Origin of the sequence: Massilia sp. CT11-108 (genome assembly GCF_047302915.1) — a bacterium.
Taxonomy (GTDB): domain Bacteria; phylum Pseudomonadota; class Gammaproteobacteria; order Burkholderiales; family Burkholderiaceae_D; genus Telluria; species Telluria orientalis.
The window spans coordinates 1-574 of record NZ_JBKYMO010001170.1 but is presented as its reverse complement, the minus strand read 5'-3'; the positions used below and the strand labels follow the sequence as shown (position 1 = coordinate 574).

Below are 574 nucleotides of genomic sequence, written 5' to 3'. Positions count from 1 at the left end.
GGGCACGGGCATCGTCTACGACGCGCGCTTCGACAAGCCGGCCCTCATCACCGACGCCCTCGGCGCGACGACCGTGCTGCGCTACGACGCGCAGGGCAACCTGACGAGCGTGACGAACGCGCTGGGCCAGCGTACGGCGTACCAGTACGACGACCGCGGCCTGCCGGTGAAAGTCATCGACGCGCGCGGCGGCGTCAAGGCGCTCGCGTACAACCGCGCCGGGCAGCTGATCCGCTACACGGACTGCTCGGGCAGCACGAGCAGTTTCGATTACGACGACCAGGGGCGCCTCGTGCGCGCGCTCGACCCGAACGGCAACGCGAGCACCTACGCTTACGACGCGCTCGGCCGCCTGTACGCCGTGACGCATGCCGACGGGACCACCGAGCGCTACGAATACGACCGGCTGGGCCGCCTCGTCGCCCACGTCGACGCCGCGGGCCACCGCACCGCCTACGAACTCGATCGCGACGGCAAGCCGCTGAAACGCGTTGACGCGCGCGGCGGCGTGCTGGAATACCGCTACGACACGGCGCGCCGGATCGCGGAACTGATCAACGAGAACGGCGACGTG

General features: G+C 70.2%; 1 pseudogene. It reads left to right on the top strand.

Features of this window, described 5'->3' with window-relative positions:
* Positions 1-574, top strand: a pseudogene (locus ACEN88_RS33790) (hypothetical protein); the annotation flags it as partial.